The 12,493-nt window shown below is 68.8% G+C and carries 11 protein-coding genes; 4 read left to right on the plus strand and 7 right to left on the minus strand.

The window, feature by feature from the left end:
* The first annotated feature begins 372 nt into the window (after window positions 1-372).
* The 3 genes from Q8Q77_RS01095 to Q8Q77_RS01105 are packed head-to-tail and all read left to right on the plus strand — an operon-like array spanning window position 373 to window position 3,653.
* Window positions 373-2,634, plus strand: a complete 2,262-nt coding sequence (locus Q8Q77_RS01095; RefSeq protein ID WP_305580296.1) for a TonB-dependent receptor — start codon at window positions 373-375, stop codon at window positions 2,632-2,634.
* Between the two features lie 54 nt (window positions 2,635-2,688).
* Window positions 2,689-3,120 (plus strand): nuclear transport factor 2 family protein, encoded by a 432-nt coding sequence (locus tag Q8Q77_RS01100; RefSeq protein ID WP_305580298.1) that lies wholly within the window; start codon window positions 2,689-2,691, stop codon window positions 3,118-3,120.
* A gap of 8 nt (window positions 3,121-3,128) precedes the next feature.
* Window positions 3,129-3,653 (plus strand): nuclear transport factor 2 family protein, encoded by a 525-nt coding sequence (locus Q8Q77_RS01105; RefSeq protein WP_305580300.1) that lies wholly within the window; start codon window positions 3,129-3,131, stop codon window positions 3,651-3,653.
* 6 nt (window positions 3,654-3,659) lie between these two features.
* On the opposite strand, the gene Q8Q77_RS01110 is transcribed toward Q8Q77_RS01105, so the two are convergent.
* The 3 genes from Q8Q77_RS01110 to Q8Q77_RS01120 all read right to left on the minus strand — a co-directional run bounded on the left by Q8Q77_RS01110 (window position 3,660) and on the right by Q8Q77_RS01120 (window position 6,432).
* On the minus strand, window positions 3,660-4,622 hold the full coding sequence (locus Q8Q77_RS01110; RefSeq protein ID WP_305580302.1) for a helix-turn-helix domain-containing protein: 963 nt from the start codon (window positions 4,620-4,622) through the stop codon (window positions 3,660-3,662).
* A 74-nt stretch (window positions 4,623-4,696) separates the two neighbouring features.
* The gene (locus Q8Q77_RS01115; RefSeq protein WP_305580304.1) at window positions 4,697-5,620 is read right to left on the minus strand and encodes a nitronate monooxygenase family protein; all 924 of its coding nucleotides are present in this window, start codon (window positions 5,618-5,620) and stop codon (window positions 4,697-4,699) included.
* A 2-nt stretch (window positions 5,621-5,622) separates the two neighbouring features.
* Window positions 5,623-6,432, minus strand: coding sequence for a DUF1295 domain-containing protein (locus tag Q8Q77_RS01120; protein WP_305580306.1), 810 nt, complete (start codon window positions 6,430-6,432; stop codon window positions 5,623-5,625).
* Window positions 6,433-6,545: 113 nt separating this feature from the next.
* On the opposite strand from Q8Q77_RS01120, the gene Q8Q77_RS01125 reads away from it, so the two are divergent.
* A complete protein-coding gene (locus tag Q8Q77_RS01125; protein WP_305580308.1) occupies window positions 6,546-7,379 on the plus strand; it encodes an SDR family NAD(P)-dependent oxidoreductase in 834 nt (277 codons plus the stop codon).
* On the opposite strand, the gene Q8Q77_RS01130 is transcribed toward Q8Q77_RS01125, so the two are convergent.
* Genes Q8Q77_RS01130 through Q8Q77_RS01145 form a run of 4 tightly spaced genes read right to left on the minus strand, consistent with a single transcriptional unit; the run spans window position 7,376 to window position 12,491 of the window.
* The gene (locus Q8Q77_RS01130) at window positions 7,376-9,169 is read right to left on the minus strand and encodes an AMP-binding protein (protein WP_305580310.1); all 1,794 of its coding nucleotides are present in this window, start codon (window positions 9,167-9,169) and stop codon (window positions 7,376-7,378) included. The genes Q8Q77_RS01125 and Q8Q77_RS01130 overlap by 4 nt on opposite strands.
* A 2-nt stretch (window positions 9,170-9,171) precedes the next feature.
* The gene (locus tag Q8Q77_RS01135) at window positions 9,172-10,392 is read right to left on the minus strand and encodes an acetyl-CoA acetyltransferase (protein ID WP_305580312.1); all 1,221 of its coding nucleotides are present in this window, start codon (window positions 10,390-10,392) and stop codon (window positions 9,172-9,174) included.
* 34 nt (window positions 10,393-10,426) lie between these two features.
* Entirely contained in the window at window positions 10,427-11,365 is a 939-nt protein-coding gene (locus Q8Q77_RS01140) for an SDR family NAD(P)-dependent oxidoreductase (RefSeq protein WP_305580314.1), read from the minus strand.
* 43 nt (window positions 11,366-11,408) lie between these two features.
* The gene (locus Q8Q77_RS01145) at window positions 11,409-12,491 is read right to left on the minus strand and encodes a hypothetical protein (RefSeq protein WP_305580316.1); all 1,083 of its coding nucleotides are present in this window, start codon (window positions 12,489-12,491) and stop codon (window positions 11,409-11,411) included.
* Window positions 12,492-12,493 lie beyond the last annotated feature (2 nt).

The following is a 12,493-nucleotide window of genomic DNA, read 5'->3' on the forward strand; positions in this document are numbered from 1 at the left end:
GGAGGCGGTGGAAACACCATTTCAGATCGCCCCCGGACCTAGCTCGGCTCGCTCGGCTCGCTCACCCGAAGAGTGACTTGCTTGACGAGATGTAATATCGACGCCTATCCTCCGGGGGTGTAGGCGAGACAAGAACAATAGGAGGGAGGCGGCGGTCGGAAGCATCCAGGACCCACGACGTCAGCGCCTATGGCCACACCCGCCGTTCGCGGTTGATGGCGTTATGCAAGCCGCACGCCGCGACGTTCGCCGCCCCGGACGAGTCCACGCTTCGCCGCGCTCCCACCGCCATATCGAACGTCCACCGCCGCGCGCGGAAAACACAATCGGGACCTCGGCGCTTGGGCGATCGAGGCCAGGGGGAGAAGACCAGTGAAACTTCAGCACACCACATCCGTGATCGCCGTGCTCGCCGGCATGAGCCTGGCCCTGCCGGCCATGGCCCAGGGCACGCAGCTCGAGGAGCTGATCGTCACGGCGCAGAAGCGTGAGGAGAACGTCCAAGATGCGCCGTTGGCGATCACCGCCGTCTCAGGCGCCAGCCTGGCCAAGGACCGCGTGCTGACGCTCGAGGACCTGGGCCACAACATGACGGGGATCTCGTTCACGGCCAATTCACCGCAGTCCAACGAGATCAACATCCGCGGGGTGGTGAACACCCGCCTGTCCTCGCCCACCGCCGACCAGTCGGTCTCGACCTTCGTCGACGACGTCTATGTGAGCCGTTCGGGCAACCTGAACTCGGCCTTCTACGACGTGGCCCGGATCGAGGTGGTGCGCGGTCCGCAGGGGGTGCTGCTGGGCAAGAACGTGGCCGGCGGGGCGGTGAACATCATCAGCAACGCCCCCAGCTTCGATCGCTCGGGCAAGGTCACCGTCACCTTCGGCAACTACGATCTGCGCCAGACCACGGGCTACTTCACCGGCGCCCTGACCGACACCCTGGCCGGCCGGCTCTCGTTCCAGACCATCAATCGCGGCGGCTACTACAAGGACATCCTGCACAACACCGAACTCGAGAACCTGGATTCCACCCAGGCCCGGATCCAACTGGCCTATGCGCCGACGGACTCCGATCTACGAGCGAGCCTGAACGTCGATTACGCCAAGGACAGCAATGACGGCATCCATCGGGTCGGCTTGAAGAGCCCCACCCTGCCGGCGAGCTTCACGCCCTGGTCGACCACCCGGGCCCTGATCGCCGCGGCCCGCGGCCACCTGGATTTGGACGAAAGCCTGCCGATCTGGCCGCACTTCCTGGGAGACGCGGCCCCCACGCCCCAGGGCGCCTGGCACAAGACTTACGACATCATCCTGAAGGTCGAGAAGGACGTGGCGCCGAATATCCGGCTCTCCAGCATCACTGGCTATCGCAACAACCAGTCCTTCACCCTGTACGACCAGACGGGCCTGGGTCCGGCCAACGGCTACAACGTGGCCGGTCCGCTGCTCTTCGCCGAGCCGGTGAACTTCATCGAGGGGATGAACCAGATCTCCCAGGAGGTGCGCCTCACCTCCACCAACACCGAGAGCCGCATCGACTGGATCGTCGGCGCCTACTACCAGAAGACCAAGGTCCACCAGTACAACCGCTTCTGGGGAGAATCGACGGTGCTGCCGACCCTGTCGGGCGAGTCCCACTGGGACGACCACGGCAGCAACGAGGACATGGCCGCCTTCGCCCAGATCGGCTTCAAGATCACCGAGACGCTCAAGCTGGACGTCGGCGCCCGCTACACCCGCGACGAGAAGGGCGGGTTCCAGCGGGGCATCATCGTGGCCACCGGCGACCGCATCAGGCCCAACGACACGGCGCCGCTGACCCCGCTGACCACCAACTTCGCCACCGCCTACGGCGAAAGCTGGAAGGAGCTGACGCCCCAGGCCACGCTGCGCTGGACCCCCGACGACCTCAACATGGTCTATGTGACCTATTCCAAGGGCTTCAAGGGCGGCGGCTTCCAGAACAACGCCTCCAACGGCTTCGCCGCGGCCAAGGCTTACGATCCCGAAACCGTCACCAACCACGAGGCCGGCTACAAGACCGAGCTGTTCAACCGCACCCTGCGTTGGAACACCGCCGTGTTCTACATGAAGTACAAGAACCTGCAGGTGCAGCAGACCCTCGCCTCCTGCCTGTGCAACGTGATCAGCAACGCGCCCGGCGCGACCATCAAGGGCGTCGAGACCGACCTGCAGTTCGCGCCCACCTCCTGGTTCCGCGCCTGGGCCAGCGGCAGCTATGTGGACGCCACCTACGACACCTTCATTTTCGCCGGCGTGAACAACTCCGGGAAGCTGATGCAGCGGACGCCCAAGTGGCAGGCGGCCGTGGGCGCCGAGGTCACCACGGACTTCGGCTCCATGCCCGACGCGCTCTCGGCCCGCCTGGCCTATCGCTGGCAGGGCAAGATGCCCTGGGCGCCCGAGAACACCACCTGGGAGAAGGCCTACGGCACCCTCGACGGCCGGGTGACCCTGACCCTGCCCGACCAGGGTTGGAGCATTTCGGTGTACGGCAAGAACCTGGGCGAGACCCGCTACCGCACCAACATCATCCCCTTCTTCCAGGAGGAGATGTCGTCCTTCGGCGCCCCGCGCACCTACGGTGTGGAACTGTCCGCCGCCTTCTAGCGTCCTTCGCCGGGCGGCCCCGCGCCGCCCGGCGCCTTCATGCGAGGTTGCGCCATGGGTCGCTGCTACGGGATCCTCCGCCAGGTGATCGAGGCCTGGCAGGCCAAGGACATCGATCGGGTGCTGTCCTTCATGGCCGAGGACATCGTCTGGCACTACGCCGCCGCCGCGGCGCCGCCGGTTCGCGGCAAGGCGTCCGCCCGCAAGCTCCTGGAACGCTTCCAGGCCGACATGCACGGGATCCAGTGGCGAATCTTCGCCCATGCCGAGACCGGCGATCGCCTGTTCGTCGAAGGCGTCGACGACTATCGCACGACGGAGGGCCACCGCGTGGCCACCCCCTATGCCGGGGTCCTCGACTTCCGCGGTGACCTGATCGTCGGCTGGCGGGACTATGTGGACCTGGGCGTCGCCGCCCAGCAGAAGGCCGGCGAACCCCTGTCGCGCCAGGTCGACGAACTGCTCGACCGCCCCCTCGCATCGTGAGCCCGCCCATGTCCCTCGACCGCCGGACCCTGGTGGCCGCCGCCGCCTTCGCCGCCACCCCCGCCCTCACCCCCGTCCTCGCCTTCGCCAAGGAGACCGCCATGCCGCGCTTCTATCCCGTGCTGACCGCCGTGATCGACGCCTGGAAGCGGCAGGACGTGGAGGGCGTGCTGGTCCACGTCACCGACGACATCGTCTGGCGCAACTCCTCGGGCTACGCCCCCGCGGTCAGGGGCAAGGCCTCCATGCGTACGGCGCTGCAGGGCATGGCCAAGGTGATCAAGACCAACAGGTGGCGCATCTTCGACCATGCCGAGAACGGGAACCGCCTGTTCATGGAGGGCGTCGACGAGTTCTGGCTGACCACCGGCGAGCACGTGGCTATCCCCTATGCGGGGTCGCTGGAGTTCCGCGGCCTGTTGATCCACGAGTGGCGGGAATATTTCGACGGCCGGATCAGCGCGGCCATGAAGGCCGGCGCGCCCATGACCGACGAGGTCAAGGAGATGCTCGACCGGCCCCTGGCGAAATAGCCCGGTTCAGCCCTGGCCCGGCGTCACGTTGAAGGCCGTGACCTCGTCGTGGCAGTGGTCGCAGGTGACCTTCGAGACCAGCACATGGCCGCAGGCGCGGTGATAGGTGATCAGCGGCGGCCCCTTGTCGCCAGCCAGCCAGCGGTCCCCCCATCGGTTCAGCTCGGCGATCAGCGGATAGAGGTCCCGCCCCTCGTCGGTCAGGCGATACTCCCACCGATCGGGACGCTGCTGGTAGAGCTCTCGACGCAACACGCCGAGGTCGACCAGCCGCGACAGGCGGTCCGACAGGATGTTAGGCGCCACGCCCAGGGCGGCCTGGAAATCATTGAACCGCCGCCGCCCCATGAAGGCCGAGGCGATCACATGCGAGGTCCACCGGTCGCCCAGCACCTGGAAGGCGCGGTCCAGCATCGGATTGCCCTGGTTAAGGGTCCCGGCCGGCACGATCGAACGCCGCTGGGCGCGTGGCGGCGGCGAGGGCTCGAACCCGGCGCCCGGGCCGGTTTCGGCATAGACGTCGCGGGCACTGACCAGCTCGCCGCAATGGCCGCATCGGAACTCGGGCGTGAAGTCCTGGCCGCACTTGTGCCGGAGCCGGTGGGCCGGATTGGCGGGGTCATAGAACCAGCGCTTCTCCCAGCGGATGATCATCAGGGCCAGGCTGTAGAGGTCTCGCCCCATTTCGGAGAGATGATATTCGTCGCGCGCCGGCCGCTCCTGGTAGCGGATCTTCTCGAGGATGCCGGCGGCCTGCAGCCGACGCAGCCGATCGATCAGCAGGCTGCGCGCCAGGCCGATCTTGCCCTGGAACTCGTCGAACCGGCGGACCCGCTGGAACGCCAGGTAGAGGATCATGAGGGTCCAGCGGTCACCCAGGATATTCAGCGCCCGGGTGGCCGAGTTGGCCTGGACCAACTGGGTGAGCGCCGGTGTTTCCGGGGTGCTGGTGCGGCTGGATTCGGCCATGTCGCCTCTGGTTTCAGGACCGCGCGAACCTTCGGTCCCGGACCGGCCTTGTCAAGGCCTGGCCGGTCGCGCCCTCAGCCCGTCCGCCCGGCCTCGGCGTAGTCGCGAACCAGGGCCTCGACGATGACGCCCAGGGGCTCGACGGCGCGCACCTCGCCGACGCCCTGACCCGCCGCCCAGACGTCGCGCCAGCGCTTGGCGCTGTCCTCGGGCCGGCCCAGATTGATCTCGGCCTTGGTCTTCAGGCCCTCGGCGTCATGACCCGCGGCGAGCAGACTGGCCTTCAGCCAGTTGGCGGGGATACCGGTCAAGGCTGCGGAGGTGACGATGTCCTCAGCCGTGGAATCCACCAGCATCTGCTTGTAGCCGGGGACCGCCAGGCTCTCCTCGCAGGCGATGAGCCGCGTGCCGAGATAGGCCAGGTCCGCCCCCAGCATCTGGGCGGCGCGCACCGCCCGGCCCGATCCTATGCCGCCGCCCAGGACGATGGTCCCGTCGAACACCTCCCGCACCGCCGGCGCGAAGGCGAAGCCCGAGATCGGTCCGGTGTGTCCGCCCGCGCCCGAGGCCACAAGGATCAGGCCGTCCACCCCCGTCTTCGCCGCCTTCTGGGCGTAGGTCAGGGAGTTCACGTCCGCATAGACCAGGCCGCCATAGCCGTGGATCGCCTCGACCACCGCCACCGGGCTTCCCAGGGCGGTGATGACGATCGGTGGCCGATGCTTGAGGACGAGCTCGAGCTCCTCCTCCCAGCGGCTGTAGGACCGGTGGACCATGATGTTGATCGCCCAGGGCGGGGCGTCGGCGGGCAGGCTCCGCGCGATCTGGCCCATCCAGGCGTCGAAATCGTCCAGGGTCCTGGCGTTGTTGGCGGGAAAGGATCCGATGATCCCCGCCTTGCAGGCGGCGAGCACCATGTCGACGCCCGAGACCAGGAACATGGGGGCGGCGATGGCTGGAAGCCTCAGGCGTTCGGCGATATGCGGCGGCAGGGACATGGTCAGGCGGTTTCCGGGGGTTTGGGCGGCCAGGGGAAGAAGCCTGACGTGCGGCGGATATAGTCATCGTAGTCCGGCTTGCGGCGGCGCAGCCGGCCCTCGACCGTCGGAACGCCGCTCCACCGGGTCAGGGTGAAGACCAGGTAGGCCGGGCCGACGACCGCGAACAGACCGGGCGTCGTCTCCGCCGCGACCAGCCACAGGCCCCACCAGACGCAGGCGTCGCCGAAGTAGTTGGGGTGGCGCGTGTAGCGCCACAGGCCTCGGTCCATCACCTGGCCGGCGTTGGCGTGATCCTTCTTGAACGCGACGAGCTGCCAGTCGGCGAGGCTTTCGAAGACCAGGCCGAAGACGGCGAGGCCCGCGCCAATCAGGCCGACTAGGCCAAGCTGGGCGGGCTCGGCCGCGACCTGGCCCAGTTGGACCGGCAGGCAGACCAACCAGAGCAGCGGCATCTGCAGCAGGAACACCAGGCGGAAGGCCGCATAGCCGTAGCCCCAGCCGCGCTCGGCCTTGGCCTTGTCCAGCATGCGCACATAGCGGCCGTCGGGCCCGTGATCGCGCCAGCGCCACAGCATGTAGCCGCCAAGCCGCAGCGCCCAGGCCACGCAGATCACCGTCAGCACCACCCGGCGGGGCGTGCCGCCGCCGGTCTGGATGAAGGTCGAGATGGCGACCAGGCCCATGCCCAGCCCCCAGAGGCTGTCGACCGGCGTGCAGTCGCGCATAGTGACGCAGACCGCCCAGGCCAGGACGAACAAGGCCAGGATGACGCCAGCGTTGACCGCCAGAACCACGACGAAATCCGGCATAGCCTCACCCCCCAACGCCCCGCTCAAGACGGAATGATTTGACAGTCTTCCTATGCAAGTGATCCTAGCCGCGCAAGGCGGGACGCACAAGAAGACCTGGGAGCAAACGGACCATGGCCGACTTCACGGGCGCGACGGCGCTGGTCACCGGCGCGGCGGGCGACATCGGCGCGGCCACCGCGGCGGCCTTCGCACGGGAGGGCGCCAATCTGGTGATCACCGATCGGCGAGGCGATGCCCTCGAGGAGGTCGCGGCCGGGCTGAAGGCGAGCGGCGCGGAGGTCATGACCCATGCCTGCGACCAGACCGATCCCGAGGCGGTCTCGGTCCTGTTCGACGCCGTGCGGGCGCGGTTTGGCCGCCTGGACGCCGCCTTCCTCAACGCCGGCTACGGCCGCTATGGGACGCTCATCGACCTGCCGTTCGACCAGTGGCGCAAGCATGTGGAGGTCAACCTCAACGGCGGCTTCCTGATGGCCCAGGGCGCGGCGCGGCTGATGCGGGACGGTGCCCGGGGCGGGGCGATCGTCATGAACGCCTCCACCGCCGCTACCCATGTCTGCGACATGCTCGGCGCCTATGCGGCCTCGAAGTCCGGCGTGCGCATGCTGGCCAAATCCCTCGCCTCGGAGCTGGGCGTCTTTCGCATCCGCGTGAACCTGATCCTGCCAGGGGTGATCGAGACGGCCATGACCAAATCCCTGATCGATGATCCCGCCGTCCGGGCCGACGCCCTGACCAACACCCCGGTCGGCCGGCTCGGCAAGCCGGAAGACATCGCGCGGATGGCGGTCTTCCTCTGCGGCGAGGCGGCCGGCTACGTGACCGGCGCGGAGGTCCTGGTCGATGGCGGCCAGACCCTGCATGGCTATCCGCGCTGGTTCAGCGCCGACTACGCCCAGGCCGGCGCCGAGTGGACGCCGCACACGCAAAGGCCGTCGCCCTAACCCAGGGCCATCACGCCGGCGTCCGGCGTCTCGGCGAACAGCCGTTCCACCTCGGCGCCGCGACGGTCGATGACGGCGCGTCGATTGATGGTGCCCTTGTCCGAAATCTCGTGAGCGTTGGCGTTGGGCGGGTCGGTCAGCAGGAGCGCGCGCCTCACCTGCGCCGCCCCGCCCCGCTGGTCGGTGTTGAAGGCCGCCAGGCGCCGGGCGATCTCGGCGGGATCGGCGCCGAGCGTGGGCCACACCATCACCCCGAGATAGGGCCGACCGTCGTCGCAGAGCACCAGGTCCAGCACCAGGGGCGACAGGGACCTGAGCAGGCCGTCCCGAAGCGACCCGCCATAGACCCAAGTCCCGCTGGAGAGCTTGAACTCCTCGGCCGCCCGGCCCGCGAAGGCCAGTCCCTGGGTCGGGTCGGCCGGATCGTGGAACACCGCCAGGTCGCCGGTGCGGTAGAACCCCTCCTCGTCGAAGGCCAGGGTCGTCTTCTCCGGCTCATCGAGATAGCCGGCGGTGACGTTGGGCCCGCGCGCACGGACCTCGTAGCGCTCGCCGACCGGGGCCAGCTTTAGGGTCGTGCCCGGCGCCGGCAGGCCGATGCCCACCTTGTCGGTCTCGAAGTGGATGACCATGAAGGCCGAGACGGTCTCGGTCATGCCGTAGCCGCTGGTCATCATGATCCGATGGCCGGTCTCGGCGACGGCGGCCGCCTGCAGGCGATCATGCACCGTCTGGGACAGGCCCGCCCCGCCATAGAGCATCAGCCGCATCTTCTTGAAGAAGGTGGCCCTCAGCACCGGGTCCTTCTCCAGCGCCTCCACCAGCATGGTGTAGCCCAGCGGCACATTGTTGAAATAGCTGACCGAGATCTCGCGCAGGTTACGGATCGAGGTCTCGAACAGTCCGGTCGCCGGCTTGCCGTCGTCCACATAGAGGGTCCCGCCCTCCAGCAGGGTGGTCCGCAGCACGAAGGCGCCGGCGGCGTGGTGCCAGGGCAGCCAGTCCAGCATCACTTCGTGCCAGCCCGCCGCCTCGCCGATGGCTTGCTGGCACTGGGTGGAATTGGCCATCAGGTTGTCGAAGGTGATCGGGACCACCTTGGGCAAGCCGGTGGAGCCGGAGGTCAGCATCAGGGCGGCGCGGTCGTGGGGCCTCAGCCGTTCGATCGACCTGGCGACCGCCGGGGTCGCCGCCGTAGCCAGCACCTCGGCATAGGACGTCGCGGGTTTGGACAGCCGCGACGGATCGGTGGTGATGATATTCGCCGCGCCTAGGTCCAGGGCCTCCAGCGCGCCGGCCACCGTGGCGCTGTCCTGGGCGAACACCACGCCGGGCTTCACCTTGGCGATCACGTGGGCCAGCCGGCCATAGTCGCCGCCCAGCGCCGCATAGGTGACGCTGACCGGACAGGCGGCGCGGCCGGCGGCCTGGGCGGCGAAGCTCATCACCGCGAAGGCGGGGGTGTTGGCCGCCAGGATTAGCACGGGTCCCGCCGGCGCCTGGTCGAGCAGCCACTGGGTCGCCGCGTCCATGTCCCGCTTGAGCCGGGCGAAGGACGTGAACGCCCATTCGCCGTCGGCGCCCCGCTGGGCCAGGGCCGGCTTCTCGCCCGAGATCGCCGCCCGCCGGGCGAAGGCCGCGGGGATGTTGGCGTCATAGGGACGGAGCGGAATCTTCGAGCCGATCAGGATCGTCCCGTCGGCGCGCCGCTCGATATCGAGGTCCACCGGCAGCAGGTGGGCCTCCCGGAACGGCGCTGGCGCAGGCGCGGCCACGGCGGTGTCGGCCATGGTCAGACGCCCACGACCAGGCTGACGGTGGTGGTGGTCGATCCGCCGATATTGAGGGTCTGGACGGTCTTGGCGCCCTCGACCTGGTAGTCGCCGGCGCGGCCGGTCACCTGCTTGAAGGCGTCCAGCGCCATCCGCACGCCCGTCGCGCCCACGGGATGTCCGCCGCCGATCAGCCCGCCGGAGGGATTGATCGGCAGCCGCCCGCCGATCTCGATGGAGCCGTCCTCCACCGCCTTCCAGGCCTCGCCCGGCGCCGTCAGGCCCAGATGCTCGATGGCCATGTATTCGGTGGTGGTGAAGCAGTCATGGGTCTCCACCGCGTCCAGCTCGCCCACGTCGGCGATCCCGGCCCGGGCGCGCGCGTCGTCGATGGCCCGCTTCACCTGCGGGAAGACATAGGGCCCGCCCTCGCTGGCCCGCACCTTGCGCTCATAGCTGATCGGCGCGGAGCGATGCCCCCAGCCCTTGATCTGAGGCAGGCTCTCCAGCGCGATCCCGCGCTTGGCGGCGTACCCGGTCGCCGCCTTCTCCGACGCCAGGAACACCACGGCCGAGCCGTCCGTCACCTGGCCGCAGTCGTTCTTGCGCATCATCCCCTCGACCACCGGATTGGCCTCGTCGTCGTCGGTGAAGCTCTTGTCGTTGAAAGCCCAGGCCCGCGTCTGGGCGTTGGGGTTCTTGCGGCCGTTGGCGAAGTTGATCTCCGCGATCCGCATGAGGTGCTCGTACTTCAGCCCGAAGCGGCGGTCATACTCCTCGCCGAGGTCGGAAAAGGCCTTCGGCCACAGATAGGTGGCGTCCTGGAACTCATGGCCGGCCCAGGCCGCGGCGCCCAGGTTCTGCGCGGCCTGCTGGCCCGAGACATTGCGCATCATCTCCAGGCCGACCACGCAGGCGGTGTCATAGCGTCCGGCCTCGATCTCGGCGGTCGCCGCCAGGATCGCCACGCTGCCCGAGGCGCAGGCCGCTTCGTGGCGCGAGGTCGGCATGCCGTCGAAGTCGGGATGCACCAGGCCGAAGAACCCGCCCAGCAGGCCCTGGCCCGCGAACAGGTCGCCGACGAAGTTGCCGACGTGGCCGGTGTCGATGTCCTTGGGCTCCAGGTCCACGGCGGCCAGGCCCTGACCCACCACCTCGGCGAAGGCGTCGGCGAAGTCCATCTGCTGCCGCGCCCAGTTCTTGGAGAAGTCGCTCTGCCAGCCGCCCAGGATGTAGACCATGGTTTCCTCGCTCGGCCATTGAGGCCCGAAATTGTCAGTCTGATTGTACAAGTGAACGGGTGGGATCCAAAGTCCGGCGCCCGTCCATGAAGGCGGCGAAGGCCTGGTGTGCGTCGTCATAGGGCTCGCGCGGCTCGGCGGTCAGGGCGATGCCCACGGCGGCGCCTATCTGTCCGGTTTCCAGCCGCACCGGCGGGCCTTCCACGGTCCTGGCCGCGCGCATAAGGCAGCCGCCGGAGACCAGGGTCTGGCCGGTGACGTCGCAGGCATCGCTGACCAGCCAGGAGACCAGGGGCGCCACCGCCGCCGGGTCCATGCGCACGGCGACATCGGGCGCGACGAACGTCTCGGTCATGGCGGTCAGGGCATAGGGCGCGATGGCGTTGATCTTGAGGCCGCGGGCGGCGCCCTCCACGGCCAGGCCGCGGACCAGGCCGATCAGAGCCGCCTTGGACGAGGCGTAGGCCGCCATGCCGTCGCCGCCGTGCAGGCCGGCCGACGAGGCGCTGACCACGATCCGGCCCGAGCCCGAAGCCGACAGGGCCGGCCACGCCGCCCGGACCAGGTCAAAGGCGCCGAAGAAGTTGATGTCGAAGATCTTCCGGAAGCCCTCGCGGGTCTGGCGATGCAGGCGAAGCGTCTCGGGCACGCCTGCGTTGGAGACCACGGCGTCCAGCCGGCCGAATTCCGTCATCGCCTGGGCGACCAGCGCCTCGCCGGCTTCCGGGTCCTCGGCCGGAACGAGACTTGCCGCCGCCCGGCCGCCGGCGGCGCGGATCTCGGCCGCGACCGCTTCGGCGCTCGAGGGCTGGCCGCGGTCGGTCCAGCGATTGTTGACCACCACGTTCGCCCCGCGCGCGGCGAGGTCCAGGGCGTAGGCGCGGCCCAACCCCTTGCCCGCACCGGTGACGATCACCACCCGATCGCGCATGTCGCGCGCGGTCCCCGCGCTCTCCTCGGTCGTCTCCGGCATATGGCGGTCCCTTCCGGCCGCCGATCATCCACACATCGTATCGTTATGCAAGTGACGGATGGGATCGGCCTGTCAGGTCACTGAGCTCTCCTCGAAACGGCGTCGCGAACGGCCGCGTCATCACCCCCGGCGGTGCAGCGCGGACCAGGGGGATCGAATTGATCACCGTTCCGGCGACGCCCAGTTGCTCGGCCGAGGTGGCGCTCGTATCGCCGGCCCGCTTCTCCAGGTCGACCGACAAGCGCACGCCCGGTTGGCCCTCGACATGGATGCGCCACAGCGGCGGGTCCGGCTCCGCCAGATGGGCCGTCTCCATGTACCAGTGGATCGACATGGTGAGCTTGGCCGCGCCTCCCACGATCGCGCGCCAACGCCAGTTCACATGGCTGATCCCACCGAGCGCGATGCGCCCAGCCGCCACGCTCAAGTCCTCCGAGGCAGGGAAGGCCTTATGGTCGGTGTCGATGCGTTCCGGGGCCAGACCCAAATGCTCGGCCATGGCCGAGAGCACCTCGGCGTACATGCCATTAAGTGACGAGGCGGCCCCCCAGTCGGGGGCGTCAATCGCCAGAGGATCGGACCCGAACCCCAGGATCTTGAACACATAATCGGGATTTCGCATGCCCCTGCAATCGACGCTTTCCACCACCTCGACGTGGTCGAGCTGCGAACAGACGCCGGTCGCCACCACCGCGAGCTGCTCGGCGGCGAAGCCCGGATTCAGACCCGCGGCCATCAGGGTGGCGCCGCCCGCCGCGCAGGCCGCCTCCAGGGCCGCCAGCCGCGCCCCGCCCCAGTGCCGAGGACGGCTGTAGCCGTTGATGCTGATGACGTTCTTGCCCGCGGCCAGCAACTTCAGGATCTCGGCGTCGTGAGAGCCATAGGGCGGGGCCAGGCGCGCGCAGTGGATCACCACGTCGGCGTCCAGCGCCAGGATCTCCTCGACGTCGCGGGTGGCGATCACCCCCGTGGGCGGCCGCCGCGCGATGTCGCCGGCGTCGCGCCCGGCCTTGTCCTCGCCGTAGACATAGAGGCCCACCAGCTCCATCGCCGGATGGTCGATGACCGCCCTCAGGCAGGTCTTGCCCATGGCCCCGGTGGCCCACTGGATGACGCGGTGCTTCATGA

The organism is Phenylobacterium sp. (genome assembly GCF_030698145.1).
Classification (GTDB): Bacteria; Pseudomonadota; Alphaproteobacteria; order Caulobacterales; family Caulobacteraceae; genus Phenylobacterium.

Excerpts from the sequence above, each read along its gene's own strand:
- Q8Q77_RS01100 (WP_305580298.1), top strand. The coding sequence starts at position 2,689 with ATGGGTCGCTGCTACGGGATCCTCCGCCAGGTGATCGAGGCCTGGCAG.
- Q8Q77_RS01105 (WP_305580300.1), top strand. The coding sequence starts at position 3,129 with ATGTCCCTCGACCGCCGGACCCTGGTGGCCGCCGCCGCCTTCGCCGCC.
- Q8Q77_RS01110 (WP_305580302.1), bottom strand. The coding sequence starts at position 4,622 with ATGGCCGAATCCAGCCGCACCAGCACCCCGGAAACACCGGCGCTCACC.
- Q8Q77_RS01115 (WP_305580304.1), bottom strand. The coding sequence starts at position 5,620 with ATGTCCCTGCCGCCGCATATCGCCGAACGCCTGAGGCTTCCAGCCATC.
- Q8Q77_RS01120 (WP_305580306.1), bottom strand. The coding sequence starts at position 6,432 with ATGCCGGATTTCGTCGTGGTTCTGGCGGTCAACGCTGGCGTCATCCTG.
- Q8Q77_RS01125 (WP_305580308.1), top strand. The coding sequence starts at position 6,546 with ATGGCCGACTTCACGGGCGCGACGGCGCTGGTCACCGGCGCGGCGGGC.
- Q8Q77_RS01130 (WP_305580310.1), bottom strand. The coding sequence starts at position 9,169 with ATGGCCGACACCGCCGTGGCCGCGCCTGCGCCAGCGCCGTTCCGGGAG.
- Q8Q77_RS01135 (WP_305580312.1), bottom strand. The coding sequence starts at position 10,392 with ATGGTCTACATCCTGGGCGGCTGGCAGAGCGACTTCTCCAAGAACTGG.
- Q8Q77_RS01140 (WP_305580314.1), bottom strand. The coding sequence starts at position 11,365 with ATGCCGGAGACGACCGAGGAGAGCGCGGGGACCGCGCGCGACATGCGC.
- Q8Q77_RS01145 (WP_305580316.1), bottom strand. The coding sequence starts at position 12,491 with ATGAAGCACCGCGTCATCCAGTGGGCCACCGGGGCCATGGGCAAGACC.